This window comes from Nocardiopsis exhalans, from assembly GCF_024134545.1.
Classification (GTDB): Bacteria; Actinomycetota; Actinomycetes; order Streptosporangiales; family Streptosporangiaceae; genus Nocardiopsis; species Nocardiopsis exhalans.
This window is the reverse complement of sequence record NZ_CP099837.1, coordinates 54,110-80,902: the sequence shown is the minus strand read 5'-3', so window position 1 is coordinate 80,902 and position 26,793 is coordinate 54,110. Positions and strand designations below refer to the sequence as shown.

At 67.5% G+C, this 26,793-nt stretch carries 29 protein-coding genes and 1 tRNA gene; 19 read left to right on the top strand and 11 right to left on the bottom strand.

The features are described 5' to 3' along the window. Positions 1 to 22 precede the first annotated feature (22 nt). Genes NE857_RS00400 through pheA form a run of 3 tightly spaced genes read left to right on the top strand, consistent with a single transcriptional unit; the run spans position 23 to position 2,492 of the window. A complete protein-coding gene (locus NE857_RS00400; RefSeq protein ID WP_254421824.1) occupies positions 23 to 820 on the top strand; it encodes a glycosyltransferase family 2 protein in 798 nt (265 codons plus the stop codon). Between the two features lie 42 nt (positions 821 to 862). Continuing rightward, positions 863 to 1,507: a DUF4446 family protein gene (locus NE857_RS00395; protein WP_254419295.1), complete on the top strand. Its 645-nt coding sequence runs from the start codon at positions 863 to 865 to the stop codon at positions 1,505 to 1,507. A 37-nt stretch (positions 1,508 to 1,544) separates the two neighbouring features. Then, the gene (gene pheA / locus NE857_RS00390; RefSeq protein ID WP_254419294.1) at positions 1,545 to 2,492 is read left to right on the top strand and encodes a prephenate dehydratase; all 948 of its coding nucleotides are present in this window, start codon (positions 1,545 to 1,547) and stop codon (positions 2,490 to 2,492) included. Between the two features lie 250 nt (positions 2,493 to 2,742). Here pheA and NE857_RS00385 read toward each other — a convergent pair whose 3' ends face one another. Beyond that, a complete protein-coding gene (locus NE857_RS00385; RefSeq protein ID WP_017584234.1) occupies positions 2,743 to 2,925 on the bottom strand; it encodes a hypothetical protein in 183 nt (60 codons plus the stop codon). A 147-nt stretch (positions 2,926 to 3,072) separates the two neighbouring features. Here NE857_RS00385 and serS point away from each other — a divergent pair, with 147 nt between their 5' ends. Continuing rightward, positions 3,073 to 4,353: a serine--tRNA ligase gene (gene serS, locus NE857_RS00380; RefSeq protein WP_254419293.1), complete on the top strand. Its 1,281-nt coding sequence runs from the start codon at positions 3,073 to 3,075 to the stop codon at positions 4,351 to 4,353. A 97-nt stretch (positions 4,354 to 4,450) separates the two neighbouring features. On the opposite strand, the gene NE857_RS00375 is transcribed toward serS, so the two are convergent. Beyond that, the gene (locus tag NE857_RS00375; protein WP_254419292.1) at positions 4,451 to 5,005 is read right to left on the bottom strand and encodes a bacterial proteasome activator family protein; all 555 of its coding nucleotides are present in this window, start codon (positions 5,003 to 5,005) and stop codon (positions 4,451 to 4,453) included. Between the two features lie 33 nt (positions 5,006 to 5,038). After that, positions 5,039 to 6,013 (bottom strand): NAD(P)H-quinone oxidoreductase, encoded by a 975-nt coding sequence (locus NE857_RS00370; RefSeq protein WP_254419291.1) that lies wholly within the window; start codon positions 6,011 to 6,013, stop codon positions 5,039 to 5,041. A 174-nt stretch (positions 6,014 to 6,187) separates the two neighbouring features. On the opposite strand from NE857_RS00370, the gene NE857_RS00365 reads away from it, so the two are divergent. The 3 genes from NE857_RS00365 to NE857_RS00355 all read left to right on the top strand — a co-directional run bounded on the left by NE857_RS00365 (position 6,188) and on the right by NE857_RS00355 (position 10,166). Further along, complete coding sequence (locus NE857_RS00365) at positions 6,188 to 8,062, top strand: MinD/ParA family ATP-binding protein (RefSeq protein WP_254419290.1); 1,875 nt, start codon at positions 6,188 to 6,190, stop codon at positions 8,060 to 8,062. A gap of 132 nt (positions 8,063 to 8,194) precedes the next feature. Continuing rightward, positions 8,195 to 9,115 (top strand): universal stress protein, encoded by a 921-nt coding sequence (locus tag NE857_RS00360; protein ID WP_254419289.1) that lies wholly within the window; start codon positions 8,195 to 8,197, stop codon positions 9,113 to 9,115. A gap of 118 nt (positions 9,116 to 9,233) precedes the next feature. Beyond that, positions 9,234 to 10,166: a universal stress protein gene (locus tag NE857_RS00355; protein WP_254419288.1), complete on the top strand. Its 933-nt coding sequence runs from the start codon at positions 9,234 to 9,236 to the stop codon at positions 10,164 to 10,166. Positions 10,167 to 10,229: 63 nt separating this feature from the next. Here NE857_RS00355 and NE857_RS00350 read toward each other — a convergent pair whose 3' ends face one another. Together NE857_RS00350 and NE857_RS00345 are read right to left on the bottom strand one after the other, a co-directional pair. Continuing rightward, positions 10,230 to 10,445 (bottom strand): hypothetical protein, encoded by a 216-nt coding sequence (locus NE857_RS00350; RefSeq protein ID WP_254419287.1) that lies wholly within the window; start codon positions 10,443 to 10,445, stop codon positions 10,230 to 10,232. A gap of 262 nt (positions 10,446 to 10,707) precedes the next feature. Continuing rightward, on the bottom strand, positions 10,708 to 11,199 hold the full coding sequence (locus NE857_RS00345) for a hypothetical protein (protein ID WP_254419286.1): 492 nt from the start codon (positions 11,197 to 11,199) through the stop codon (positions 10,708 to 10,710). 109 nt (positions 11,200 to 11,308) lie between these two features. Between NE857_RS00345 and NE857_RS00340 the strand changes: the two genes are divergently transcribed. Then, positions 11,309 to 11,743: a hypothetical protein gene (locus NE857_RS00340; RefSeq protein WP_254419285.1), complete on the top strand. Its 435-nt coding sequence runs from the start codon at positions 11,309 to 11,311 to the stop codon at positions 11,741 to 11,743. Between the two features lie 7 nt (positions 11,744 to 11,750). On the opposite strand, the gene NE857_RS00335 is transcribed toward NE857_RS00340, so the two are convergent. The 5 genes from NE857_RS00335 to NE857_RS00315 form a co-directional block, all read right to left on the bottom strand. Continuing rightward, on the bottom strand, positions 11,751 to 12,125 hold the full coding sequence (locus NE857_RS00335; RefSeq protein WP_301184287.1) for a CPCC family cysteine-rich protein: 375 nt from the start codon (positions 12,123 to 12,125) through the stop codon (positions 11,751 to 11,753). Between the two features lie 10 nt (positions 12,126 to 12,135). Beyond that, positions 12,136 to 12,489: a hypothetical protein gene (locus NE857_RS00330; RefSeq protein WP_254419283.1), complete on the bottom strand. Its 354-nt coding sequence runs from the start codon at positions 12,487 to 12,489 to the stop codon at positions 12,136 to 12,138. Positions 12,490 to 13,588: 1,099 nt separating this feature from the next. Further along, positions 13,589 to 14,947 (bottom strand): hypothetical protein, encoded by a 1,359-nt coding sequence (locus NE857_RS00325; RefSeq protein ID WP_254419282.1) that lies wholly within the window; start codon positions 14,945 to 14,947, stop codon positions 13,589 to 13,591. 44 nt (positions 14,948 to 14,991) lie between these two features. After that, on the bottom strand, positions 14,992 to 15,546 hold the full coding sequence (locus NE857_RS00320; protein WP_254419281.1) for a flavoprotein: 555 nt from the start codon (positions 15,544 to 15,546) through the stop codon (positions 14,992 to 14,994). Further along, complete coding sequence (locus NE857_RS00315; protein WP_254419280.1) at positions 15,539 to 16,951, bottom strand: XRE family transcriptional regulator; 1,413 nt, start codon at positions 16,949 to 16,951, stop codon at positions 15,539 to 15,541. Before NE857_RS00315 ends, NE857_RS00320 begins: the two co-directional genes overlap by 8 nt. A gap of 376 nt (positions 16,952 to 17,327) precedes the next feature. Between NE857_RS00315 and NE857_RS00310 the strand changes: the two genes are divergently transcribed. The 9 genes from NE857_RS00310 to NE857_RS00270 all read left to right on the top strand — a co-directional run bounded on the left by NE857_RS00310 (position 17,328) and on the right by NE857_RS00270 (position 24,460). After that, positions 17,328 to 17,684: a hypothetical protein gene (locus NE857_RS00310; protein WP_254419279.1), complete on the top strand. Its 357-nt coding sequence runs from the start codon at positions 17,328 to 17,330 to the stop codon at positions 17,682 to 17,684. Beyond that, complete coding sequence (locus NE857_RS00305) at positions 17,681 to 18,112, top strand: hypothetical protein (protein WP_254419278.1); 432 nt, start codon at positions 17,681 to 17,683, stop codon at positions 18,110 to 18,112. The genes NE857_RS00310 and NE857_RS00305 overlap by 4 nt, the downstream gene beginning before the upstream one ends. A gap of 208 nt (positions 18,113 to 18,320) precedes the next feature. Further along, positions 18,321 to 19,061, top strand: coding sequence for a GntR family transcriptional regulator (locus tag NE857_RS00300; RefSeq protein WP_254419277.1), 741 nt, complete (start codon positions 18,321 to 18,323; stop codon positions 19,059 to 19,061). A 113-nt stretch (positions 19,062 to 19,174) separates the two neighbouring features. Next, positions 19,175 to 19,576, top strand: a complete 402-nt coding sequence (locus NE857_RS00295) for a hypothetical protein (protein ID WP_026116265.1) — start codon at positions 19,175 to 19,177, stop codon at positions 19,574 to 19,576. Between the two features lie 99 nt (positions 19,577 to 19,675). After that, positions 19,676 to 19,936 (top strand): hypothetical protein, encoded by a 261-nt coding sequence (locus NE857_RS00290; protein ID WP_254419276.1) that lies wholly within the window; start codon positions 19,676 to 19,678, stop codon positions 19,934 to 19,936. After that, complete coding sequence (locus tag NE857_RS00285) at positions 19,936 to 21,348, top strand: FtsK/SpoIIIE domain-containing protein (RefSeq protein WP_254419275.1); 1,413 nt, start codon at positions 19,936 to 19,938, stop codon at positions 21,346 to 21,348. Before NE857_RS00290 ends, NE857_RS00285 begins: the two co-directional genes overlap by 1 nt. Continuing rightward, a complete protein-coding gene (locus tag NE857_RS00280) occupies positions 21,348 to 23,033 on the top strand; it encodes a replication initiator (RefSeq protein WP_254419274.1) in 1,686 nt (561 codons plus the stop codon). The genes NE857_RS00285 and NE857_RS00280 overlap by 1 nt, the downstream gene beginning before the upstream one ends. Continuing rightward, positions 23,030 to 23,239 (top strand): helix-turn-helix transcriptional regulator, encoded by a 210-nt coding sequence (locus tag NE857_RS00275; RefSeq protein ID WP_254419273.1) that lies wholly within the window; start codon positions 23,030 to 23,032, stop codon positions 23,237 to 23,239. The genes NE857_RS00280 and NE857_RS00275 overlap by 4 nt, the downstream gene beginning before the upstream one ends. Before the next feature lie 21 nt (positions 23,240 to 23,260). Then, positions 23,261 to 24,460, top strand: a complete 1,200-nt coding sequence (locus tag NE857_RS00270) for a tyrosine-type recombinase/integrase (RefSeq protein WP_254419272.1) — start codon at positions 23,261 to 23,263, stop codon at positions 24,458 to 24,460. Positions 24,461 to 24,622: 162 nt separating this feature from the next. Here the strand turns inward: NE857_RS00270 and NE857_RS00265 are convergent. Beyond that, positions 24,623 to 24,711: transfer RNA gene (locus NE857_RS00265), tRNA-Ser, on the bottom strand. Positions 24,712 to 24,851: 140 nt separating this feature from the next. Between NE857_RS00265 and NE857_RS00260 the strand changes: the two genes are divergently transcribed. Together NE857_RS00260 and dnaN are read left to right on the top strand one after the other, a co-directional pair. Then, positions 24,852 to 25,310 (top strand): DUF4442 domain-containing protein, encoded by a 459-nt coding sequence (locus NE857_RS00260; protein WP_184372589.1) that lies wholly within the window; start codon positions 24,852 to 24,854, stop codon positions 25,308 to 25,310. Between the two features lie 183 nt (positions 25,311 to 25,493). After that, positions 25,494 to 26,636, top strand: a complete 1,143-nt coding sequence (dnaN, locus tag NE857_RS00255) for a DNA polymerase III subunit beta (RefSeq protein ID WP_254419271.1) — start codon at positions 25,494 to 25,496, stop codon at positions 26,634 to 26,636. The last annotated feature ends 157 nt before the right edge of the window (positions 26,637 to 26,793 follow it).

The window sequence follows — 26,793 nt, the reverse complement described above, 5'->3', positions numbered from 1 at the left end:
CCCGGGCAGTGCCGGGGTCGCCGTGGTGATCGCCGCCAAGAACGAGGCCGAACGGATCGGCACCACCGTCACCGCGGCGCGCACACTGCCCGGGGTCGACCTGGTCGTGGTGGTCGACGACGGTTCCACCGACCGGACGACGGCCCTGGCCCTGGAAGCCGGGGCCAGGGTACTCAAGCACGGCCGTAACCGGGGCAAGGGCGCGGCCATGGAGTCCGGCGCCGACGGTGTGCGCCGGATCGAGGCGGACGAGGCGGCCGAGGGTGTCGCCCGCGCCCCGCGCCACCTGCTCTTCCTCGACGCCGACCTCGGAGCGACCGCCAAGGACGCGGCGCCCCTGGTGGAGCCGGTCCTGGAGGGTGCGGCGGACATGACCGTCGCGCTGTTCCCTGCCACCCGGATGCGCCTGGGCGGGCACGGCTTCGTGGTCCGCCTGGCCCGGGAGGGCGTGCGCCGGACCACCGGCTGGGAGCCCGAGCAGCCGCTGAACGGTCAGCGCTGTCTCACCCGGGACGCCTTCGAGGAGGCCCGTCCGCTCGCCCCCGGGTTCGGGGTGGAGACCGGGCTGACCATCGACGTCCTGCGCGGCGGCATGCGGGTGGTGGAGGTCGAGGTGCCGCTGGAGCACCGGGCGACCGGCACGGACCTGCGGGCCCAGCTGCACCGGGCGCACCAGTTCGCGGACGTGGCGCGCGCCCTGGCCGTGCGGGAGCTGCGGCCGACCCTGAACCGGGCCTGGCGGGGCGTGGCGGGGCGGACACGCAGTACCGGTCATGAATTGACCAGAAAAATCGGGCACATTACTCGCAAAAATCGCTAAGAGCGACCCCATGGGTGCGATGTGTAGCGATACGCTCGCGCTGTGTTCACTACGATCATGGCTTCCATCGCTCTGCTCATCGGGCTGGGCGGGCTCGCCCTCGGCGTGTACGCGCTGTACCGGACCCGCGAGGTCCAGGGGGAGTACCGTGCCCTGGCCCAGCGCGCCCTCGCGGTCAACTCCTCGGGGGCCGACCCCCGGGCCGTCCGCGACGTGGCGGTGCTGCACTACGACGCCCTGGAGGAGATGTCGGGCGCCCGCTCCTTCTCCCTGGCCATGCTCAACGCCCACGGCGACGGGGTGGTCGTCACCTCCATCAACGGGCGCACCGAGACCCGCACCTACGCCAAGGCCGTCACCCGGGGCGAGGCCGACCACCTGCTCAGCCCCGAGGAGTACCGGGTGATCCGCTCGGCCCGCCTGGGCAACGGCATCGGCTCCGGGATGCCCGAACCCGCAGCCCCGGAACCGGTCCGCGCCGCGACCTCCGACCCCGCCCCGGATACGGATTCGGAAGCGCTGGTCACGGTGGTCCAGGGACCGGAGGGCTCCGAAGGCGAACCGGACAGCGCATCGGCCCAGGAGCGGGTCAGGGCAGCGGACGGTGATCGGGACAGCGAACCGGCCGAGGAGCCGGTCAGCGTGGACAGCGGACCCCGGGCGCCGCAACCCCGCCCCGAGAACTGACCGCCCCCGGCTGCCCCGGCCGTATAGCCTGAACAGCATGCCCAACCGTTACGCCTACCTCGGCCCCGAGGGCACCTTCACCGAAGCCGCCCTCCGCGACCTGCGTCCCGACGCCGACGAACAGTCCCGCGTCCCGTGCGACGGGGTGGCGGCTGTCTTCGACGCGGTCCGCGCCGGTGTCGTGGACGGCGGGGTCGTCCCGCTGGAGAACTCGGTCGAGGGCGGGGTCACCACCACCATCGCCGAACTCATCAAGGGCGAACCCCTGCTCATCACCGGTGAGACCGCGGTCCCGGTCGAGTTCGCGCTGTTCGCCCGGCCCGGCACCGTGCTCGAGGACGTCAAGCGGGTGGCCACCCACCCCCACGCCCTCGCCCAGTGCCGCGGCTGGCTCGCGCGCAACCTCCCGGACGCGGACGCCCACACCGTCTCCTCCACGGCCGCCGCCGCACGCGCCGTCGCGGAGCCGGGCGCACCCTACGACGCCGCCATCTGCGCGGTCATCGCGGGGGAGCGCTACGGGCTGCACGCCCTGGCCTCCGGCGTGGGCGACCGCTCCGACGCGGCCACCCGCTTCATCTACCTCTCCCGCGCCGGAACCCTCCCCGGACCCACCGGCGCCGACCGCACCTCCCTGGTCGCCTTCATCGCCGACGACCACCCCGGCGCGCTCATCGAGGTGCTCAACCAGTTCGCCGTCCGCGGGGTCAACCTCACCCGCCTGGAGTCCCGCCCCACCGGCGACGGCCTGGGCAGCTACTGCTTCTGCATCGACGCCGAGGGCCACGTCGCCGAGGCCCGCGTGGGCGAGGCGCTCATGGGCATCCGCCGGGTCTGCCGGGACGTGCGCTTCCTGGGCAGCTACCCGCGCGGCGGCCGCGCCACCGAGATCATCCCGCAGATGCGCCCGCGCTCCACCACCGACGCGGACTTCGCCGAAGCCGAGCTCTGGCTCGCCCGCATCCGCGCCGGCGCCATGGACTGAGTTTTCTTTGCGCCGCCGCTCCGCTTTGGCGCGTGTTCTCCGCCTTTGCGGAGGGATTGGGTTTAGGCAAGCACGGCATCCTCGCCTACGCCCACCGGTCGCCCGCCACCACCCTCAACGGACGCCTTCGGCGCAGCCCTTCCTCTAGCTCGTTCCTCGCTAGCGGCTTGTCTCGTCTTGCACTGTGTTACAGAAGATTGGCCTCCCCGGCGAACGAACGCAAAAGAACCCCCCCTTGGGGCGAGGGTCTTCAGGCGTCCGCGGGGGCCTCGGCTTCGGTCTGCTCCTCCTCGAAGAGCCACTCCTCCGCGGCGGCGCGGCGCAGCTCCAGGTACAGCGCCAGCCGCAGCGCGGTGTCCTCCGGGCGCGCGTCGTCGAGCGCCTCCAGCGCTTCGGCGAGTTCCTCCGTGGTCATCTCACCCAGCGGTTTCACGACTACTCCCCATGGTCGGTGTGCCGCCGGAAGCCCTCACTCCCCCGGTCGGCCCTTCGAAGGGGATACGGGGCGCGGGACGTTTCATGACGTGACTGTCGGCAAAAGATGTGGGCCCGGGCCGGGGCGGGCGGTAACCTGCAAGACGTGATCGACCTTCGCGCTCTTCGAGAAGACCCCGAACGACTCCGTGCATCGCAGCGGGCCCGCGGTGAGGACCCCGCTGTGGCCGACAAGCTGCTCGAACTGGACGCCAGTCGCCGCTCCGCGCTGACCCGGTTCGAGACACTGCGCGCCGAGCAGAAGAGCGTGGGCAAGTCCGTCTCCAAGGCCTCTCCCGAGGAGCGCGAGGAGCTCCTCACCCGGGCCAAGGCGCTCTCCGCCGAGGTCAAGGAGGCCGAGGCCGAGGCCGGACGACTCGGTGACGAGCTCGACGCCGTCCTGAAGCGGGTACCCAACCTCGTCGAGGAGGGCGCTCCCTCCGGCGGTGTGGACGACTTCGTGGTGCTGGAGACCGCGGGTGAGCCCCGCGAGTTCGACTTCACCCCGCGCGACCACCTGGAGCTGGGCGAGATGCTCGGCGCCATCGACATGGAGCGCGGCGCCAAGGTCTCCGGCGCGCGGTTCTACTTCCTCAAGGGCGTGGGCGCCCAGTTGGAGCTGGCCCTGCTCAACATGGCGATGAACCAGGCCATCGAGGCCGGTTTCACCGCGATGATCCCGCCGGTCCTGGTCAAGCCCGAGACGATGGAGGGCACCGGGTTCCTCGGCGAGCACTCCGACGAGGTCTACAACCTGCCCGCCGACGACCTCTACCTCGTGGGCACCTCCGAGGTGGCGCTGGCCGGGTACCACGGCGGCGAGATCCTGCCCGCCGACGCGCTGCCCAACCGCTACGTCGGCTGGTCGTCCTGCTTCCGCCGCGAGGCCGGCTCCTACGGCAAGGACACCCGCGGCATCATCCGCGTGCACCAGTTCAACAAGGTGGAGATGTTCGTCTACACCACTCCGGAGCAGGCGCACGAGGAGCACCAGCGGCTCCTGGCCTGGGAGCGGGAGATGCTGGACAAGCTCGAACTGCCCTACCGCGTGGTGGACATCGCCGGCGGTGACCTCGGCACCAGCGCGGCCCGCAAGTACGACTGCGAGGCGTGGGTCCCCACCCAGGAGACCTACCGCGAGCTCACCTCCACCTCGAACTGCACCGAGTTCCAGGCCCGCCGCCTCAACGTGCGCTACCGGGACGAGGACGGCAAGCCCCGCTTCGCCGCCACCCTGAACGGCACGCTCGCCACGACGCGGTGGATCGTCGCGATCCTGGAGAACCACCAGCGGGAGGACGGCTCGGTCGTCGTCCCCGAGGCCCTGCGGCCCTACCTGGGCAAGGACGTCCTCGAGCCGATCCAGGCGCCCAAGGCCAAGAAGTAGGCACAGCAGTAGTCCGAAACGCACGAGCGGAGCCCGTCCCCGGTGGGGGTCGGGCTCCGCTCGCGTCTACGACAGGCTTCGGATTCCTTGTAGGGGCCTACAGGTACGGGCCCGAACCCATGTGCGGCTGCTCATCCTGGCCCGGGCCCTGGGCGCCGGGGCCCTGGGCCTGGAGCCCGGACATCCCCGGGGGAAGCGCCTTGCGCATGTTCTCCAGCTGGGCGCGGGCCGCCATCTGCTGGGCGAACAGCGTGGTCTGGATGCCGTGGAAGAGCCCTTCCAGCCAGCCCACCAGCTGGGCCTGGGCGATGCGCAGCTCGGCGTCGCTGGGCGCGGCACCCTCGGCGAAGGGCAGGGTCAGCCGGTCCAGCTCCTCGATGAGCTCGGGGGCGAGCCCGTCCTCCAGTTCCTTGATCGAGGAGGTGTGGATCTCCTTCAGCCGGGCGCGGCTGGCCTCGTCCAGCGGGGCCGCCTTCACCTCGTCCAGCAGCTGGCGGATCATACTGCCGATCCGCATCACCTTGGCGGGCTGCTCCACCATGTCCGCGAGCGAGCGCGGCTCCCCCGAGCCGTCCTCGGCCCCGGTCCCGTGGTTCTCCTCGGTCCCCACCACCAGGACCTGTGGTTCCTTCTGGCTGTCTGCGTTGCTCATCGATCCCCTAGTTCGGCTGTGTACGGCACGCGGTCAACGGGTGAGAAGGATCTTGCCGGTGTGCGCGCTCGACTCCATGACACGGTGCGCCTCCGCCGCGTCCCGCAGGGGCAGGGTGCGATCGACGACGGGGCGGATGGCTCCTCCCTCTACCAACGGCCAAACCTGCTCCAGTACTCCCGAGACGATGGCCGCCTTCTCGGCCCCGGGCCGGGAGCGCAGCGTGGTCGCCTGGACGGAGAGGCGTTTGGCCAGCATGCGGCCCAGGTCGATCTCGGATCGCCGCCCGCCCATCAGCCCGATGATCACCAGACGGCCGTTCGTGGTCAGCGAACGCAGGTTCGCGTCCAGGTACGAACCGCCCATGATGTCGAGGATCAGGTCGGCGCCGCCCTCGGCCCTCAGACGCTCGGTGAAGTCCTCGGTGCGGTAGTTCACCGTGATCTCGGCGCCCAGCTCGCGGCAGCGCTCCAGCTTCTCGTCGCTGCCCGCGGTGACCGCCACCCGCGCGCCCAGGGCGCGGGCGAACTGGACGGCGAACGTGCCGATCCCGCTGCCGCCGCCGTGGACCAGGACGGTCTGCCCGGAGCGCAGGCCGCCGACCATCACCAGGTTCGACCACACGGTGCAGGCCACCTCGGGCAGCGCGGCCGCCTCGACCAGGCCCACCCCCTTCGGAATCGGCAGGAGCTGGCCGACCGGGACGGCGACCTTCTCGGCGTACCCGCCGCCGGTCAGCAGGGCGCAGACCGGGTCCCCCACGGACCAGCCGGAACCCTCGGCTCCGGGGCCGAGTTCGCTGACGGTGCCCGAGCACTCCAGGCCCGGATACTCGGAGGCGCCGGACGGCGGCGGGTAGTTGCCCAGGCGTTGGGCCACGTCAGCCCGGTTGACGGCGGTGGATGCCACGTCCACCAGGACCTCGCCCTCCTGGAGGACGGGGTCGGGGACCTCGGACCAGGACAGGACCTCGGGTCCGCCCGGCTCGGTGATTCGGATCGCGTGCATGGGGCCGACAGTACCCAGCCTCTGGAGGGGACGGGAGTGGGGGAACACTGTTCAGCGCCCATGAAGGGATGCTTTGCTGGGTCTGTGCGGGTAAGAGAACCCCGAGGGCCCACCCCGACACCCCGAAAGGGCCCGACCTCCACAGCACGCCCCCTTGACGCAGGAGTAGCCCCGGTGGCACAGCACGAACAGAACGGGTCAGGCGCCGAACCGGAGTCGCACGAGCGCACGGAGTCGATCCGGCGCCGGACGGACGACTCGGCGGAGTTCGGCGAGTCGGCGACCGAGGTCACCCAGGGCCCGTCCACCCCCGAACCCGAAGCCGCACCCGCCCCCTCGCCCAGGGAACAGTGGTTCGGCGGTTTCGAGGGTGCGCCGCCGCCACCGCCGCCCTACGCCCAGATCCCGGAGGACACCCCGCCCCCGCCGCGGGGGACCCCCTTCCGGGCGCCGGCCCCGGAGGAGGCCACGGAACACACTGAGGACGACGAGGCCGCCTTCGACGAGTCGTCGGACGACCCGGCTGACGTCGCCGACGACCCGAAGGAGATGCGCAGTAGTACGGTCCGCCTGATGCCGGGCAGCCGGAACCGCCCCCGACCCTCGGGGCCCTGGCAGGAGGAACGCCGCCCGCAGCGCCCCCAGCGTCTGGGACAGGACCCGCTGGGCCCGCGCAAGCTGCGCGGCGACTCCGACGTCCCCGAACCCGAACAGCTGCCCCCGTTGGAAGCCGAGCGCACCGAGCGTCCGGGGCCGGGCACCCCTCCCCGAAACGCACCCCTGGCACCGTGGAGCACCGAGCACACCGAACCCTCGAGCGCTCCATCCGCCGACGCCGGGCCCACCGGAGCCGAGCCTGTCGGTACCGGGTCCGTCGGTACCGAGGCCACGGGCACGGAGAGCCTGGGCACGCCCAACCCCTGGGGCACCCCCAGCGGCGGGAACGCGGTGCGGCGTACCGAACCGCTCCCCGAACGTCCGGACCCGCCGCGCTCCCTGACCGGGCCGCGCGAGGCCGGATCGGCACCCTCACCCTGGGCCGGGACCGGCGCCCCGGGGCGGCCGCCCGCGCCCACGTCCTCCCCCGCCCCCGCCACCCGTAACGACGCGGACCAGGGCGAGACCTCCGACTCCCTCAACGCCGCCACTCTGGTCCGCAACCGCCGCCAGGGCCCCAGCACCGGGTGGCGCAGGGCCGTGCACACCGCCAGCCTCGGCCTGATCAACCCGGGCGAGTCCGCGCGCGTGCTGCGCCAACGCGAGCTCGTCGCCCGAGCCTGCACCCCGGTCGCCTCCGGTCACCACCGGGTGGCGGTCCTGAGCCTCAAGGGCGGGGTCGGCAAGACCACCACCACGGTCGCGCTGGGCGCCACCCTGGCCTCCCTGCGCGGCGACCGGGTCCTGGCGGTCGACGCCAACCCCGACCGCGGCACCCTTTCGGACAAGGTGCGCCTGGAGACCGCGGCGACCATCCGGGACCTGCTCAACGAACGCCACCTGGTGTCCCGCTACGCCGACATCCGCGGCTTCACCTCCCAGTCGCCCAGCCGCCTGGAGATCCTCGCCTCCGACCGCGACCCGGCGGTCTCGGAGGCCTTCAGCGACGCCGACTACCGCGAGGTGGCCCGGATCGTCGAGCACTTCTACTCCATCTGCCTCACCGACTGCGGCACCGGACTCCTGCACGACGCCATGCGCGGGGTGCTCGGCCTGGCCAACCAGGTGGTGCTGGTCAGCTCGGCCTCCGTGGACGGGGCGCGCAGCGCCAGTGCCACCCTCGACTGGCTGGAGGCCCACGGCCACGTCGACCTGGTCCGCGGCGCTGTCGTGGTGCTGTCCATGGTCCGCTCCAACGCCAAGAGCAGCGTCGATCTCAACCGGTTGGAGGAGCACTTCGCCGGACGCTGCCGCTCCGTCGTGCGGGTCCCCTGGGACGGCCACCTGGAGGAGGGTGCCGAAGTGGACCTGGACCAGCTCGCGCCCGCCACCAAGGACGCCTACCTGCAACTGGCCGCGAGCGTCGGGGAGGCCTTCGCCCGCCAGCCGTGACGGGCGGACCGGGCCCCGGGAACGGGCGGGGCGGTGCTCCGAGGAGAGCAAGATCCCAAAACGCGGGGACCGGTCCCGTCTAGGTTTCGCCCGGCCCGGTCCCGACAATGGAAGGGAGGGGAAGAGGTGGACATGAACGCACAGGAACGCCCGTCCGCGGTCATCGTGGGGGTGGACGGCTCACCCACCGACCGCGCTGCCCTGGTCTGGGCCGCGGAGGCCGCCGCCCGGCGCCGGGAACAACTCCGGATCGTGCACGGCCTCGGCATGCCGATGGTGATAGGGACCTTCTCCAACTCCACGTCGGAGCGGTACGAGGCCGGTGAGGCGGCCCGCGAGGCCGGGCACACCGTCCTCACCGAGAGCGCAGCCTACGCGCGCGGCGTCCGACCGGATCTGGACGTGGCCACGGTACTGGCCCCGGAGGACGCACCGGCGGTTCTGCTCAACGAGGCCCGGCACGGGGACGTGATCGTGGTCGGCTCCCGCGGTCTGGGCGCTATACGCGCCATCATGCTCGGTTCGGTGAGCGTACGGACCTCCTCACACGCGCCCTGCCCGGTGGTGGTCGTGCCCGAGTCGGACGACCGGGACCGGCCCCGGGGGAAAGTGGTCGTGGGCGTGGACGGTTCGGACTCCTCCCGCCGGGCCCTGCGCTTCGCCCTGAACCACGCGCTGGCCACGGGGTCGAAGGTCATGGTGGTCAACAGCTGGGAGGTGCCGCTGCCCGAGGACGAGGCCTCCCTCGCGGCCGACGCCCAGTCGCTGCACGAGGAGGTGTTCGACCGCCAGTCCGAAGAAGTCGTCGCCGGGGTACTGGCCGAGGTGATCGACGACCGGACCCAGGACCTGGACATCAGCGCCGTCCGGATGCAGGCCAACGCGGTGGAGGCCCTGCTCCAAGCCGGTGAGGACGCCGACCTCATCGTCGTCGGCTCCCGCGGCCGCGGCGGCGTCCGGGGCCTGGTCATGGGTTCCACCAGTCAGGGGGTCCTGCACCACGCCCGCGGCCCCGTCGCCGTGCTCCCGCCGCACTCCGACGAGACCGACTGACTGCCCAGAGGCGAAGGTCCCTGTTACGGGGGCCGCTTTCCCCGCGCCGTTCCCGCATGATCCTGCTCTACTTGGTGATGATGGTGGGCAGCGCTGAAACTCTTCCCAAGGGGGAACAATGGCAGACAGCCAGGACCGGCAGGCCAAGGTCATCGTGGGCGCGGACGGGTCGGACCACTCCGGTGCGGCGCTCGAATGGGCTGCCGCCGAGGCCGTACGCCGCGGTGTCCCACTGCACATCGTGCACGCGCTCGGTATGCCGCTGATCGTTTCGGCCTACGGTGGACCGACCCGCTTCGGACCCACTGACGAGATCTCGGACCAGGCCACCGTCGTGCTCACCAACGCAGTCGCCCAGGTCCAGAAGTCCCAGCCGACCCTCGAGGTCGATTCGCTGACCGCCCTCGAAGAGGCACCGCTGGCACTGATCCGGCAGGCCCACCCGGGCGACCTGATCGTCCTGGGCACCCGCGGCCTGGGCACCGTCGCTTCGATGTTCGTCGGCTCCGTGAGCGTGCGTGTGGCGGCCCAGGCCCCGTGCCCCGTCGTAGTGGTGCCCTCCGACGACGAAGGCAAGCCCGCGACCACCAAGATGGACCGGATCGTCGTCGGCGTCGACGACTCCACGACCGCCCGCCGGGCCCTGGGCCTGGCCGTCAGCCTCGCGGCCGACGCCGACGCCGAACTCGTCGTGGTCAACAGCTGGGAAGTGGTCTACCCGTACGACCCCGTCGCGATGACCGCCGCGGGCTACCTGCCCCAGGACAACGTCTTCGACAAGCACTCCGAGGAACTGGTCGCCGAACTGATCGCCGACGTCATGGACGAGCAGCGCGACGACGTCGACATCGAGGTCACCGTGGTGCGGACCCGGTCCAACCCGGTCGACGCCCTCCTGGAGGCCTCCGCGAGCGCCGACGCCGTCGTCGTGGGATCCCGGGGCCGGGGCACGGTCCGGGGGCTGCTCCTCGGCTCCGTCAGCCAGGGGGTCCTGCACCGCTCCAAGGTCCCCGTGGTGGTGCTCCCCAAGCACGCCGACGAAGACAACTAGGGCTTCGTCTCACCGGCCGGGGCCGTCCGCGATCGCGGACGGCCCCGGCCGTGTCGCAAGGGCCTACCCCTCGCGCTCGGGCCCGCCTGATTCACGGTCGCCGTGGCTGGCCAGAACATAGGCCCCGCTCACGACGAAGGGCGCGAGTACGAAGAAGTAGACGACCCACGTCCCTCCGAAGTAGGGGACCAGCACCGCCAGGGCGCCAGCCGCGAAGACGGTCCCGAGGACGACCCACAGGAGCTTCTGCCGCCAAGGAGCATTTCTGATCGTGCTCACCTCGAACTCTCGTGGACCTACCGCCGATCGATGTGTATCGGAGCGGTGACTCCGGGGCATACCTGAGTCAGAGCGGCCCAAACCACCGCAGGTGTCCGCATACGGGGCCTGGCCGTGAGCGAGGCCTCCTCACCTGCACGGAGCCGGACCGCGACCCCTCCGAATTCGCAACGGATCCCGCCTCCCGAACACGAAGTCCGTTCCCGAACCCGGGACCCGTACCGCGCCCTGGAAGCGACCTGTCGACAAAGCGGCCTCGGGCCTACGCCGCCCAGAACTGCGCGAGGTACTGCTCGAGCCCTTCGAGGTCACGCGTGGCGGCGGCGAACTCCGCGCTGTGGATGTCCGTGTCCTCACCGAAGAGCGCCTGATAGGCCTTGCTCACCAGACGCCTGTTCCGATGCGCGACCCGGACCTGATATCGCCCGGGAGCGGGAAGTCTCAGCACTGCTTCCTGCCGCCCCAAGGTGAGCTCCGCGATATCGACCGCCCCGCTGGAGAGCGTGATGGTCGCGGTGTCCGAGCCCTCCCACTCACCCCCCAGAGTCGGCGGCTCCCCCGTCCAGGACTCCAGGTCCAGCCGGACCAGCACGTTGTTCTGGAAACTGTGCAGGAAGACCGACCGCTCTCCCGCACTGAAATCCTGTTTTCCAGGCAGCGGCGCGTCGCGATCCTCACTCCCGGAGTCAACGATCTGGAAGATCCCGTAGTCGGGGTAGACAAGCGTGTACTGCGTGCGGAGAAGTCGACTCATACCTACCTCAGTCCTCGTGGGGCCCAGAGCATAGAACGAGCCGCGGACAGCCCCCTGGCCTTCGCCCGGAACGCCTGGCACCATGTCGACATGACTATTCATAAGGGAGATGCCGCGTAGACGCCCGGGCGCCCTACGCGCGGAACAGCCCCGGGCAGAGTCCCCCAGATCCCACATCCGCGGGATCTCCTCCGGAACCTGCCACGCCATCCACCTGATCGAGCGGCGCTCCCGGCACCCCTCCCACTCTGTCGGCTTCACCGCCATAGCCCTGGACAAGTACGAGCGGTTCGTGAGGACCGGCGGCCAGGAGGCGCTCTATCTGGCCGACGCCGCTTATGAGTGCCCCGGCTGCATCCTCGACGACGTGCGCCACGCCCGCGACCTCCTCGAGTCCGTCCTCCGCAGGCTCCCCAAACGAGCCCGCACCGAACTACACCGCCGCCTGACCCCCCTCGACGAGCTCTACCTCCGCCGCACCCTCCCCAACCCCTTCGCCGACCCAGACGACCCCTGGTGGCGCCGCCGCTTCGAAGCCGACTGAACCAGCCCTAACCGCCGCGCCAGAACGTGGGAAGCCACCAGCAGAGCACGGAACGATCCTCGGGCCATGGGAGGCGGTCAGCCGCCTCCCAGTCCTCGAAGGAGTCGCGCGCGAGATCGATCGGACGCCACTCCTGACCAAGCGGCTCATCCGAGTTCGGCGGCCTGACAAACACCAGATGGCGCTCTTCATCAGCGCCGAAGTCCCGGTAGTTCCGCTGGGCTTCGACCAGGGAGACCCCGTTCGCGCCATCTCTCCTGGTCGGCCACCGGAACTGGACCGCATCGTCCTCCCAGAAACACACGGGACAGATCCGGAACGAGCCGGGCATCTCGTCCAGGACGCGATGCCCGCAACAAGGGCAGGGGAATCGTCGACTCACCCCGCGCAAACTACTGGTTCGCGAAGTCTTCCGCTGTCTCGGGTACTTCAGCCTCCGTGAGCGTCAGGTGATGGGGGGATCCCGTTGCCTGAGGACTCCAACCCTCCTTCAGGGCGCGTCGAATGGCAGCGGCGACCACAACCGGCGTGATCGAGACAGCGGGGCCGAGCCCCAGCCAGTTGTCAGGACGAGGATTCCCGGTCTCCACCACGAGCGCCCGCCCGGGGGATTCCGCGTACTCAACGGCGAAGACCAAGTTGGTCCAACCGTTCCCCTGGCTGTAGGTCGGCCGGTGACGAATGCGCCAGCGGTAGTCCGCGCCGTCCACGGTGATACGCCGCGAACCCTTGCGCAGCAGGGACATGCACGCACCTCCACAGTTCCGGTCTCCGAGGCAGTCTGCACTTCTTCCACCGGGACCATCCACTGAATTGTTCGGCCAGCGGTCCGTTCGGCTCTCCCGTGGGGTGTCCTCAACCCGGGCGGATGCGTGTCCGCTGCTTCCGAAACCCACCCCTTCCCGGTGATCTTGCTACCAGTAGCAAGTTCGGCGCCGATTTCGCTACTGGTAGCAAGATCACCGGGAAAAAGGGACCGGGATACTCCGGGGTGCTGACTGTCGGGCCGGAAAACCCAGAGCATGCTTCAGATAGCCTCGCGTTCCCTGACGTATCGCCCGAGACCACGAAGGTCAGGGCAGGAGGGCCCTCCTCAGCGCGGGACGGGGGTTCCTCCGGGTAAGCCCCTGAGCATGAGGAAGGGCCGCCTGCCTGTGTGGCAGACGGCCCTCGGACTGCGGAGGGTATGGGATTTGAACCCATGAAGCCCCGTTGCACCGGGGGACCCTAACGACCTGTCGACAAAGCGACGAATAGCTTTGTGACCTGCGCTGATGTTCCGGGGGCTTCCCAGCGCTTCCGAGGTCCTCTCGGAGCTATGTGCACTGAATGTGCATCGCGGTGAGGCCCAGCCCAGCGCCCGACTTCGCGCGGCCTGTGCCTTCCCGGCCACCTTCGCCACCTCTTCCTCAGCCCCAGTATCCGGCAACCACGGCTCCGGTCCGGGGTGCCCGATGGCGCTGGGGTTGGTCACCCCAGACAGACCGTGTCGCGCCATCGGGTGCTCCGGGATCTGAGTACGTCATCAACCAATGGCACTCAAAGCCCTGCGAAACGGGTATGGCCTAGGTCACCATGGATATCTCGGTAACGCTGCTTCCGCTCGTCCTGCGGGTGCGTCCGAGAGACGTCATGTGGCACGCGGCCTACGGCCGTGCGCTCGGGACCGGGCGGCAGCCCGCAGCCCGAGCGGCGGCGGAGGGCTGCTGCGACGGCGCTCGCGCCGTCGCCTTGATCTCATACAGCTCAACTCGGCAAATTTGATCAAATGGAATGCAGAATTTGCCTTCAATCGTTTCCAAATCAGGCCCGTTGCATATTATTTCGATCTAAGCACCGATTGGATTACCCTCCAGCCTCTTTCATGTTCGATTTTTCAATGTTCTTTTTTGGTTGGATCTCCAGCAGCTCTCTTGCTTCGTCGTAGAGAGGGTCGGTGGCAATGTCTACAACGCTCAACTTCTTACTCTCGACCAGGAGCTCAATTGATTTAGCTGCCTCTTCATTTTTTCCTAGGAGAACGAGTTTGCAGTGAGAGAACTCATCAGAAAGTCCACTGACGTCCCAGGAGGAGACTTCTGATTCGATTTTTTCTAGACCAAAGAGTTTCTTTTTGGCTGTCCAGTTGATAATTTGAGATCTGAGCTGCTGCCTTCGATTTATTTTACTTTTTAGTGAGTATTCGCTCAGGGATATCGCTGAGTCCCATGCTCCACGTCTGAGTGATATTTGTGCGTACCTAAATACAAGATCAGCGATGTTTTCTGACTCCTCCTTGTGGAGCCGTCGGGCGACGTCAGCGCTGGTGATGATTCCCAGAGAAAGAAGACCCTGAATCCGTTCTGAGAAGTAGTCTTCGTCGACTTTGAGTTCTTCCCCGAGGGCTACCTTTTTTGATTTGCTTCCCTTCGCCGTCTTCAAATAAATGTGATTTGCATATCCACCATTATGAACGATGACATTTCTTCTAGCGAAGACTTCACGAATGCCATCCCAGTCGCTCGAAAGGGAAGTCATGGATGTGCCTTTAACTGACTTGCTGAGCCATTTTTCCCAACCTTCGATGCTTTCCCGTAGAAGTGCCGAGATTCGCCTTTCGGTCAAGAATTCCCTGGCATCATCCAGGGTTTCGAATTCTGCCAATTGTTGGAGTGAAAACTTGTATTCGGAGTCATCCAAGGCAGACTTGTTAACTTTGTATACTCTTTCCGCCATTCTCCCGAATAGCATCTCGAATGTCGAGGCCGAAGTTATGAGGATGGACTTTCTGAGTGTCTCGGGCCGAATGTCGGACCGCATAAAAATTCGGGATTCGGTCAGTAGTTGCATTAGGGCTGTGCTTACATTGGCGCTTTTTAGTTCGAGGGTGCTAGATTCTTCTTGGCCTTCTTGGCCTTCTTGGCCTTCTTGGTTTGTTCTCGGAAGGGGGGAGATGGGGCCCTCTTCTGTCCTGTGAAATTTCAGTAGAGAGTCCCCAATCCAATCCAAGGTCGCCCTCATCTCCTCCTTTTCTTCTTCTGTTAGTAGATTCATTATCTGTCTTGCTTGGTCCGAGAGGTCGGATTCTCTTTGTATATTTGATAGAAAGCCGGTGCCAATGTGCAGCAGGTCAAACATTTGGGCAGCAAAATCTTCAATTAGAGAATTCCAGGAATTGGGATTCTGCTCGTCTTTCTTGTTTATTTCTACCTTGGGGGTGCTCATTGGCGATAATCCATCCTATTCTTGATCTTCCTGTGGCTGCTCTGTTAATTATGCTTGAAGTGAATGAGTTGCTCTAGGGAGGTATCCCATGGGAAAGCACCGATTTGGGCCAATCCACTTCCGGGTTCATGTGGTGTGAGCATATCCGGGCCGAGTAGAACGGTGACCCGCTCGGATCTTAGATTCTCGACGCTTCTTTTGAACGGCCCCCGATTTGAGTAGGTGGAATTAACGAACGGGAGGATGATAGTCGGCACGTCTAGGCCGATTGCCTCGTTCACTACGTCCAAGACGTAGTTGTCTGCAATCCCGTTGGCCAGCTTGTTGATCGTGTTGAAGGTGGCCGGGGCGATGATGATGGCGTCCGCCTTGGGAGAACGCGGGTCTCCCGGAGCGCGGTGCTGGCTCCGCACCGGCCTGCCGGTCTGCTTCTCCAGCGCCTCGACGTCGATGAAGCTCACCGCTGATGGTGTGGCCATGACCTGAACGGTCCAACCCTGCTCCTGGGCCAGATCGACCAGCTTGCCGACATCCGAAGCCGGACCTGCCGCGCACACCACCACGTAGAGGGTCTTCTGCTCACTCACTGAGTCAGGCACCGACCCTTTCCGCGAGTTCGCTGACGTTCCCATACAGGTGCCCGCTTGCGCGAGTACGGATGTCGTTGATCAACTGATGCACCACGGGCCGCGTTGTTAGTTCCTCGCTCGCCATCTCCTCGGCGTTGCGCAACGCGTGGTAGGCGTGCTCGGTCTTCCCCCACTGCTGATACGCACGGGCCGCGTCGATGAACAGAGTTACTCTGCGCTCCATGACCTTGATGTTGTCCAACTGCACCTGGCGTGCATAGTCGATGGCGCTGCCCGCGTCGCCCAGCTCGACGGCTGCGCTGACTCGGTGAAGGAGAACGTTGGTGGGGCCGAATGCTGTCCACTGGTAGTTGAAATCGCCGCCGAGCCGTTCACCCGCGTCGCCAGCTTCGTCAAACAGATTGAGCGCCTGGTCTCGGTCCTCGCGCTTGGCCGCTGATACCGCGCCGCTCAGCAGAAGTGACCCGTATACCGACAGAGACTCTGGCGTGGGCTCGTCCATGGCGCTGTCCACGCGTTCGGCCGTGCTTGTTGCCAGTTCTGTTGCTGCCTTGTAGTGCCGTTCGCGCATGAGTGCTCGGGTGAACGCTCGGGCGCTGGCTCCCACGACTGCGGGGTTCTCGCTGTCCTCTGCGGCTCGCATGCTCCGGTCGGCTGCGAGGTAGGACAATCCCCGCTCCTCGCATTTGAGTAGCAGGCTCGCTGCGACGTGGTACGCCTCCGCGCGGAGTGCGTGGACCTGGGCGACGTCGTCCCCGTCTACTCCGGTGGCAGCATCATCCAGGTTCCGCAGTAACTCGGGAAGCTGCTTGGCCACGGTCGTGTAGTGGCATGCCTGGTATCCGACCTTGGCGGAGTGCGCCCGTTGGGCGAGTTCTCTCAGACTGGTCGCCGCTCGGGCAGTGCTTCGTCCTGCTCCCGCGTACCTGGTGAGTGCCGCTGCGATCTCGTCCATGTCCAGCATCGAACCACCTGTGGCTTGGAAGAGGGCTGTTCCGGCCAGTCCGACGAATTCGCGGCGGCGCACCTTTGAGACCTCCCCGGGGCCTGGGCTCCTCTGCGCGGGCAAGCTCGGGACTGCTGAGGGCGCCGCGCTCTCATGTCCAGTGAACGCGCCCGGGCTCCTTGGGGCAAGACCGAACAGCATCCGGGGCGTGTCGGGCATGCTGATGCCCTCGGCGATCCGCTCGTAGACCTCGAAGGCCGTGACGGTCTTGCGGCCGTTCAGGATCTCGCTGACCCGCCCCTGAGACAGACCGGTCGCCGCTGAGATCGCCATCTGGCTAGCGCCACCGTATTGGCGCACGAACTGGAAAAGTGCCTGGACATCGCGCCTTCGTAGGAACTCTGCGGTGTGTTCTCGCTCCCATGCCCACGACGGGATGGTGATCCGGCTCGTCGGGCGTCCCTGCATCCTGACTCCTCGGCGCTGCGAGTACGGGGATGGCCAGTATCCCTCTTTGTTATCCCGAGGAGGAATGGGTTTCGGAATCCCAACCCGGGATGGTTGGCCTCATGGATGCCAGGAACGGAATGAAGTGCAGGTCATGCCGTGGGCGGGGCTGGAAGTCCGTCCGACCGCGACGACTGGTCGTCGTTCGATCTGTGCCTGGTGAGAAGCAGGCAACGCGTGCGGCGGTCTGCCCCTTCTGCAAGGGGACGGGCGAGCGCTCCGTCACGGCGGAGTCCTCCGCTGGCAGCGGTCTCGCCTGCTGATCCATGACATGACAGACCCCCGCGACGCGTGCGAGGCGTCCGGGGGCGCGGCCAACCTGAGAAAGCAGGCTGACGTGAGAGACCTTATCGCCCTGATCCGGGCGCTGGTGACTCTGATACGACCGACCCGACACGGCAGGCACCACCGCACCGGGCCTCCGCCGTTCCGGGTGCCCGCTCCTGCGCGGGTGGAGCTGTGGCCCGTACCGGAACCCATCGTGATGGACGGTGACGATCCCCGTTCCTACTCCCTGGTGCGCGGTCCCTATGCGCATGTGGAGCGTCGTCGCTCGACTCAGCGGGCTGAGCGAGACCGGCGGGGGATCGATCTGCTGGTGCAGATCGCGTGTTCGTCTCCTGCCCTGGATGACATGGCTGAGTTGCGTGACCTGGTGCGCACGGCCATCGCGGTCGGGGCGGTGCGCTCATGAGTGCCGAATATGCCTCACCTCCGGCGGATCGTGCCGCGTTCTACGCCTGGTCTCGCGCCCACGGTGTGCGGGTGCGGGTGGCCTGTGAGGACTGGCAGTCCATCACCTACGAAACCGTGGGTACTGACTCTGATGGGAAGCCTGTGGTGCAACGCCTGCGGTGTGAGTTGCCGCCCCAGGTGGCCCGGCGCCGGTTGCGGCTGTCCTACGTCGTGGGCCTGTCGCATGTGGTGGACGGTGCGGTGTGCAACCACGTGCGCACGGTCACCCCTCCGGTGCTGACCTCGGGCGAGGTCGCCGCCCGGCACGACGTGGGCCTGGTGGCCGCCGCTCTGGTCGAGGGCGAACGCCGTGCTCTGTGCGGGGCCACGGTGGAGAACCTGAGTGTCTATGTCGTGGAGCGGGCCGCGAACTGGCGACCGTTCTAGATACCCCCGCGTGCCCTGATGTCTCGCCCGAGACCACGGACGCCAGGGCACGCGGGCTCTCCCCTTCTGACGATGTGCGCACCTGCCCCGGTTGCGCTTCCCGCCCTCTCCTGATCAGCAGGTGCGAGGTTCAGATGTGCCCCCACCTGCTGACAGGGCCATGCAACACGAGTAAGCTACTCGACCATACGAGTACTAGAGTCACCAGGTGGACATCATGTCGAGTTTGGAGTTCGCTCCGCCCAAGTACGTACAGATCGTGCGGGCGATCCAAGAGCGCATTGAAGACGGGACCTATCCCGTGGGGGAGATGCTTCCCTCTGAGTCCCGGATGGTCCGCGAGTTCGGGGCCGGGCGCTCCACGGTCGTGCGGGCCTTGCAGATCCTGAGTATGCAGGGGTGGATCGAGCGCGAACACGGGCGCGGCTCGTTCGTGCGCGGCGTCCCGCAACAGACCTCCGAGCGCTCCCATGCCGGAGCCAGTGCCTTCGAGGCTTCCGAAGAGGCCAAGAACAATCGCATCCTCAAGGCGGGCCGTACCCCCGTGCCCTCAGCGGTGACTGAGGCGGTCGGTTTGCCTGAGGGCTCCCCAGCGATCATGCGCCAACGCCTGGTCCTGGACGACGGCGAACCGAGCGAACTGGTCACCCTGTGGTTCCCCCTCGACGTCGCGGACGGCACTGACCTGGGTGACGAACAGCCGATCAGTATCGGCGCACGTGAACACGTGCAAATGGTCAAACAGGTGCGGCCCTCCCGTGTATCCGAGCGTCTGTGTGCTCGTCTGGCCACGGATGAAGAGTCCGAGCGCCTGGGCCTGGACGAGGGGGCTCCTGTGCTGGGCATCACCGCGCGGATACTGGACGCCTCGGAGAAAGTCATCGCGGTCGCTGAGGTGGTTCTCCCCGGTGACCTGCACGAACTGGAGGACTCTTACCCGGCAGGGTGAGCGCAGGTCAGCCCCGGCCACTTATCTACTTGTTCAGACGAGTGTGTCGGGCTATCCTGACATCCACTTGACCGAACAAGTGGTTGAGTGGATATCAAGTGAGAGGCTGACTGATGGCTATTCAGGGTGCGTTGCCGGTCTCCTTCGGCACGGTCTTCCCGCACGGTGCGTTCGCGCTCGGGGTGGAAGCGATCACCGACTTTGAGACCAAGCGTCCGCAGATGGACAAGGACACCGGGCTCCCGTTGTGGGCGGTGGACGTGATCGACGCCGACCCCGAAGCGCGGGGCAAGGCCAAGTCGGTGAAGGTCAAGGTCGCTGCCGAGGTGTGCCCCACGTTGCCGGACGAGGTCCCGGGGCTGCCGTTCCGCCCGGTGGAGTTCGAGGCGATGGCGGTCATGCCCTACGTGGACGACAACGGTCGCCGTCCCCGGATCGCCTACTCCCTGCGTGCTCGGGGTGTGAAGGCTCCCGGGTCCTCGGGTCGCAAGGCCCCGGTGAAGGACGCTGCCTGACCTGACACATGACGGGGCGGCCTGGTGCTGGAACACCTCGGCCGCCCCTTGAACCCCCACTCGAACCCTGCGAAAGCTTCGTGAAGAGGTGTCCCCAGTATGTCCACCTACCCCACTGACTTGTCCACCCTGACCGGCCCTGAACTGGTCCGCGCCTTCCTGGACGCCTACGACAAGCCCCGCACCACCAAGGCGGAGCGGGCGGAGTTCTTCGACTTCAAGTCCCGGATCTTCGCCGCCATCGCTGAGCGGGACGGCAACCCGGACGCGGCCCGGTTCGTCGCGTGCGCCAAAGCCGATTCCGACCTGCTGTGGGCGGAGATCGCCGCCTCCGAGGTCCTGAACGGCGGTGAGGCGTGATGATGCGTCAACCCAAGGTGGGGGCTACTCAGTCCTCCCCGACCCTGCCCACCCCGGCGCAGGGAGTCAGGTTCACGACTCCGATCATCGAGACCCCCGGCATCGTCGTCCTGGCCTCATTGGTCTGGCGGCTGGTGCGGCTGCTGGTGTTGATGCCGTTCCGCTTCCCCGTCATGGTCGCCTCGACCGCGGCCGTGGTCGTGTGCTGGTGGTATCTCGGGTGGGTCGGCCTGTCCGTCCTGGCCGGGGTGCTCTCGGTGATCTCGCTCGTCTGGTGGCGGATGTGGCCGGACTCCTACCGGTACTGCGTGACCTGGCGTTTGCTGGCGTGGTGGCGGCACCTGGCCGTGTACCGGCGTCACTGGCAACCGGTTCTGGTCATCTCCGGGTTGGCTGAGTCCTACCAGGAACGCCGCTACCTGCCCCGCATCCGCTCCGTTCGGTGCAACGACCGGGCCGACTACGTCCGGGTCTCCCTGGTCGCGGGCACCTCCCCGGTCGACTTCGAGCACCGGGTGGTGGAGCTGGCGCACGGGTTCGCCGCACCCTCCTGCCGCGTCACTGTCAACGGGCCCCGAGACATCACCTTGGAGTTCCCCCGACACGACACCCTCTCCGAACCCCTCGACGCGCTCCCCGTCCCCGAGCCCCCGGACCTGGGAGCCCTGCCGGTCGGCAAGCGCGAGGACGGCACCGCGTGGAAACTCCGCCTGCACGGCACACACGTCCTGGTCGTCGGCGTCACCGGGGCAGGTAAGGGTTCGGTGCTGTGGTCCGCCATCCGGGCCATGCTCCCCGCCATCGCGGACGGGACAGCGCAGGTGTGGGGGATCGACCCCAAACGCATGGAACTCGCCTACGGACGCGAGTTGTTCGCCCGCTACGCCGACACCGGGGAATCCGCGGTGGCCCTGCTCGAACACGCGGTCACCCAGATGCAGGAGAGGGCGGAGCGGTATGCGGGTAAGCAGCGCTCGCACACCCCCACGAAGGCTGATCCGTTCGTGGTCGTGGTCCTGGACGAGGTCGCCTTCCTGACCGCCTACCACCCGGACCGGGACGTGCGGAAGCGCTCGGAGAACGCCATCGCCACCCTGACCTCACAAGGACGCTCGGTCGGCTTCTGCGTCCTGGCCGCGCTCCAGGACCCGCGCAAGGAGGTGATGAACCTGCGCAACCTGTTCCCGGACAAGATCGCCCTACGCCTGGACGAGGCATCGCAGGTGGACATGGTCCTCGGTGAAGGCGCGAGGGAACGCGGTGCTGAGGCGCACCTGATCGACCCCACCTTGCCCGGGGTGGCCTACGTCCGGCTGGAGACATCGCCGTCCCCGGTACGGGTACGGGCCGCGTTTGTCTCCGACGAGGACATCACCGCCATGGCCGACGGCTACGGGTCGGAGGTTGCCTGATGCCCACACCTACCGGTAAGAGCACGCGTGCCGAACGTCTGGCGCAACCCCTGGCGCGTGAGGTGGCCGAACAGGTCGCCGCCGACCACGGCGTGTGCATCCGCCCGGTCTCCCTCCGGAGAACTGATATCGGCACCGGGCGGACAGAGGTGATCGACGTCCCGTGCGGCTCCACCCTGGAATCCCGCTGCCCTGCCTGCGCCAAACGGAAACGCTCCCTACGCCGCTTCCAGTGCGAAGAGGGCTGGCACCTGGCTACCGAACCCGTCGTGGAACCCGACCCACCCACTCAGCAGCAACAGGGCTGGGTGGAGCAGCGGGCCATGGTCACCGCCGAACGGGATCGCCTGGCCGCCATCGGGGGCGCCGCTCCTGAACAGCTCGCCGCTCTGGACGCTGCGATCGCTGACCTGGACGAGGAGATCACCGCCTCCGGCCTGCGGGGCTCGGTCACCCGGTCGGCCTCCTCGGAGTCGGGGCCGCGTCGGGTGCGCTCGACCAAGAGGCGTCAGGACGTGCCGGATCTGCCCAAAAGGCCGATGACCAGGAAGACGGTCGGTCGTGCGTTCACCGACCCCAGCTCGGGCAAGGTGTTCCGTCCCTCGCTGTTCCTGACACTCACCCTGGATTCCTACGGTCGGGTGCGCTCGGACGGCACCCCCGTCGACTTCTCGACCTACGACTACCGGCGGGCTGCGCGGGACACCCTGCACTTCTCCAAGCTCGTGGACCGGTTCGTGCAGAACCTGCGCCGGGTGGCCGGATTCGATGTCCAGTACTTCGCTTCGGTCGAACCTCAGCGTCGGTTGGCCCCACACCTGCATATGGCCACACGCGGAACCCTCCCGCGCTCGGAGCTGCGCCAGATCGCCGCTGCGACCTACCACCAGGTGTGGTGGCCTTCCGCTGACACGGTGCGCTACGAGGGCGAGAACCTGCCGGTGTGGGACGCAGGCGCAGGAACTTACCTCGATCCCGCAACGGGGGAAGTGCTGCCCACCTGGGATGAGGCGCTGGACGAGATCGACGCTCAACCGGACCCGGAACCCTTCCACGTGGTGCGGTTCGGAAAGCAGGTGGACGCCAAGGGGGTCGTGGCCGGTACCGAGGACGCTGCCCGGTGTGTGCGCTACCTGGCCAAGTACCTGACCAAGGACATCGCCGACTGCCACGCGGCCGAAACCGTTCGGCAGGAACAGCACGTGGACCGGCTCATCGAGACGCTGCGGTTCGAACCGTGCTCGCCTCGGTGCTCGAACTGGCTGCGCTACGGCATCCAACCCCAGGACCCCAAAGCCGGTCAGCGCCCCGGGTTCTGCCGCTCTAAAGCCCATCGCCGCGAACACCTGGGCTACGCGGGACGCCGCGTCCTGGTCTCTCGGAAGTGGTCCGGCAAGACCCTGGCTGACCACAAAGCGGACCGGCTGTCCTGGGTCCTGGACGCACTCGGTGTCGACCCCACAGGCGAGGACCAGGGCGGCAACACACACCCGCGTCCCCCGGTGCTGACCTCGGTCAACTCCGGTGACTTCGCCTGGGAACTGGCACGTCCCACTGATCCGGACGTGGCTCCCCGAGAACAACGCCTGCTGAGGGCCGTGGGGGAAGCGCTCAAACGCCGCACCCAGCTCGACGCCGCACGGCAGAACGATCTTTCGGCAACCACCGAGACGAGGGCCGCATGAGAACCGCTGGCACCACTCCTACCGTGCCCCGGCCCCGTGCTGAGGAGGTGCTCTGGTCGGTCAAGGACACGGCCGCCTACCTCCGCGTGCCTCCCAAGACCCTCTATGAGTGGCGCTACAAGGGCGACGGTCCTCCCTCTCACCGCATCGGCCGGTACGTGCGCTACGTGCCCGCTGAGGTCCATGCCTGGGTCCGAACCCGGTAACCCCCCCCAAGGAGACTGACTATGGCCCGTGCCTGGGTCTACGACCGCACCAAGGACAAGGCGTACACCGAAGCCGTACGCAAGGCCAAAGCCGCCAAGCGCACACCTCCCGCGCGGTGGATGGTCCGCTACTACGACCCCTCCGGGAGGATCAAAAGCGCCGGCACCTACAAGAAGAAACCGGATGCCGAGAAGCGGCAGACCGAGATCGAGAACAGCCTGCACGAGGGCTCCTACCGCGACCCTTCGGCCGCGAAGGTCACCCTCGGGCAGATGGCCGAGAAGTGGCTGACCACGCGGACCGATATCAAGCGGTCCACCTGGTGGCAGTACCGGGCCGTGCTCGACAACCACGTGCTTCCGCGCTGGGGAGAGCAACCGCTCTCGGCGATCCACGGGGAGGACGTCGCCGTGTGGGTGGCCCAGCTCCAGAAGCCGCGGGACGAGGGCGGATCGAACCTCGGGGCCTCACAGACCAGGCACTCACACGTCGTGCTGTCGATGGTGCTCGGCTGGTGCGTGCCCCGGCGCATCCCCTACAACCCGGCCAAGGGTGTGCCGCTGCCCAAGCCCTCCGAGTCCGAACACGTCTACCTCGACCATGTCCAGGTGGAGGCTCTGGCCAACGCTGCTGGCGGGCTGCGCACCAAGTACGGGCAGATCGCCTCAAGTGCTCCGGTCAACCGCGCGCTGATCCTCCTGCTGGCCTACACGGGCCTGCGCTTCAACGAGGCCGCTGCCCTGCGGGTGGGGCGTGTGGATCTGGAACGGCGCCGGGTGCGCGTGGTGGTGGCCTTCGCTGAGGTGGAGAGCGAACTCATCGAGCAGACCCCGAAGACGGGCAAGCCCCGCACGGTGCCCGTGCCTCCCTCGCTGGTGCCCGAACTGCGTCCGCTCCTGGAAGGGCGCGACCCTGATGAACTGGTATTCACGACTCGTCGGGGCGCTCCGCTGCGCATCCGCAACTGGCGCTACCGGGAGTTCGGCAACGCGGTGAAGGCGGCCGGTCTGGCGGGCAAGGGGCTCACCCCGCACAAGCTCCGTCACACGGCCGCCTCGCTCGCCATCGCCTCCGGGGCGGACGTGAAGGTGGTGCAGTCGATGCTCGGCCATGCCACGGCCACGATGACCCTGGACCAGTACGGGCACCTGTTCCCGGATCGCCTGGACGAGGTGGCCGAAGCCATGGACTTCGCCCGCCTGGCCGCGCTGGCCGCGTGACCCTCTCCTCGGCGTCCTCGGCCTCCTCAACGGGGACGGCCCCGGATACACCGAAGGCCGGTGGCCTGCGGACCGTGTGCACTGAATGTGCACCGGCCCGGGACCACCGGCCTTCGCCGTGTTCGGTGGAAGTCTCCCACCTGGGCAAACTCCCGGATTCTGCGGAGGGTATGGGATTTGAACCCATGAAGCCCCGTCAAGGACTTGGTGCTTTTCAAGAGCACTGCACTCGGCCGCTATGCGAACCCTCCCGGGGAGAGTGTGACTCTCCGCCAGACATGGTAGCTCACGGCCGGGACGGGTTCGCGGGGATGTTCGGGGTTTTCACATCCGGGGAGCGTCCGGGTGGCGCAGGTGGGTTACTCGTGAGTAACCTGGGGGCATGACGAAAATGGACGCCGAGACGGCGGAGATGGTCAAGTCCGGGTTCCTGGCCTCGGTGCCGTTCGCGCGCACGCTGGGTGTGACCTTCACCGACCTGGACCACGGGCGTGCCGTCATGCGGCTGCCCGACAACGCCGACCACCACAACCACGTGGGCGGTCCGCACGCGGGCGCCATGTTCACGCTGGCCGAGTCCGCCTCGGGTGCCATCGTGATCGGCACCTTCGGCGATCAGCTGGAGCGTGCCGTGCCGCTGGCCGTCAACGCCGAGATCCGCTACCTCAAGCTCGCCATGGGTGACGTCACCGCCGAGGCCACCCTGGGCCGTTCGCGTGAGGAGGTCGTCGCCGAGCTGGACGAGGGTAAGCGCCCCGAGTTCCCCGTCGACATCGAGCTGCGCACCGACGACGGCACCGTGACCGGCAAGATGACCGTTCTCTGGACGCTGCGCCCGAACAGGAAGTAGTCCTCCTCCGGGCCCGGTAACTCCCGGAACCGGCCCTGGTCAGACACCTCTTCCGCACGTCTGACCAGGGCCTTCGTGTGTCCGGGGCCTGATCCGGTCAGGCCCTGCCGATTGTCGGTACCGCTGGGTACGTTGACCCAGAGGGAAACAGGTCGAGCGGAAGGCAGTCCAGTGCGACTTCGAGTGGATCGAGACGCGTTCGCGGAGGCGGTCGCATGGACCGCTCGCGCCCTGCCGGCCAGGCACGCCGTCCCCGTTCTCGCGGGGATGCGGATGGAGGTCTCCGCGGACGGGGACTCCCTGCACCTGTCCGGTTTCGACTACGAGGTCTCCACCCGGGCCTCGGTGGAGGTGCTGTCGGAGGAGCCCGGTGCCCTGCTGGTCCCCGGGCGTCTGCTGGCCGAGATCGTCAACAATCTCCCCTCGGGCACGGTGTACATCGACACCGACGGCCCCAAGGTGCTGATCAGCGCCGGGGCCGCCAAGTTCACCCTGATCACCATGCCGCTGGAGGACTACCCGAGCCTGCCCGGGATGCCGGGGAAGATCGGTTCCGTCCCCGCGGACGCCTTCACCACGGCGGTGCGCCAGGTGGCCCCCGCCGCCAGTCGGGACGACACCCTGCCGATGCTCACCGGCGCCTACCTCGACTTCTCCGGCGACACCCTGAAGGTGGTGGCCACCGACCGCTACCGCATCGCGGTCCGCGAGCTCTGGTGGCGCCCGGAGGACCCCGGGATCGACGTCGCCGCGCTCGTGCCCGCGCGCACCCTGGCCAACACGGTTCGCGGGCTGATCAACCAGAGCAACGTGGACATCGCCCTGTCCACCGTCCCGCTGGGCGAGGGGGTCAGCCTCTCGCCGGGCGAGGGCATGATCGGCTTCGAGAACGGCGAGCGCCGGACCACCACCCGGCTGATCGACAGCGACTTCATCAAGTACGCCACCTGGTTTCCCACCGAGTTCTCCGGGCGGGCCGAGGTCGCGGTCTCGCCATTGGTGGAGGCGATCAAACGGGTCGCTTTGGTGGCGGACCGAAACACGCCGCTCCGGCTCGCCTTCACGGAGGGTGAGGTGGTGTTGGAGGCCGGTTCCGGGGATGACGCCCAGGCCGTGGAGGCCATCGAGGTGGGCTACCAGGGGGACCCGATCCGGGTGGCCTTCCGCCCCGACTACCTGGTGGACGGGCTGGGCGCGGTGGAGTCCGACACCGCCTACCTGAACTTCACCGAGCCGATCAAACCCGCCGTGTTCACCGACGTTCCGTCGAAGGAGGGCGAGGAGCCCACTTTCCGCTACCTCGTCCAACCACTGCGGGTTACTTGACCAGCGGTTTTACTGCTCTTGGGAAAGTTCTCCACAGGACTGTCCACAGGTTATCCACAGGCTTCTTCCTCGGCCTGTGGATAACCCCGGGTGATCGACCCTCTCAGAGACCCGAACACCCTCTCGAATCGACTCGTATTTCCGCTTTGACATGGGA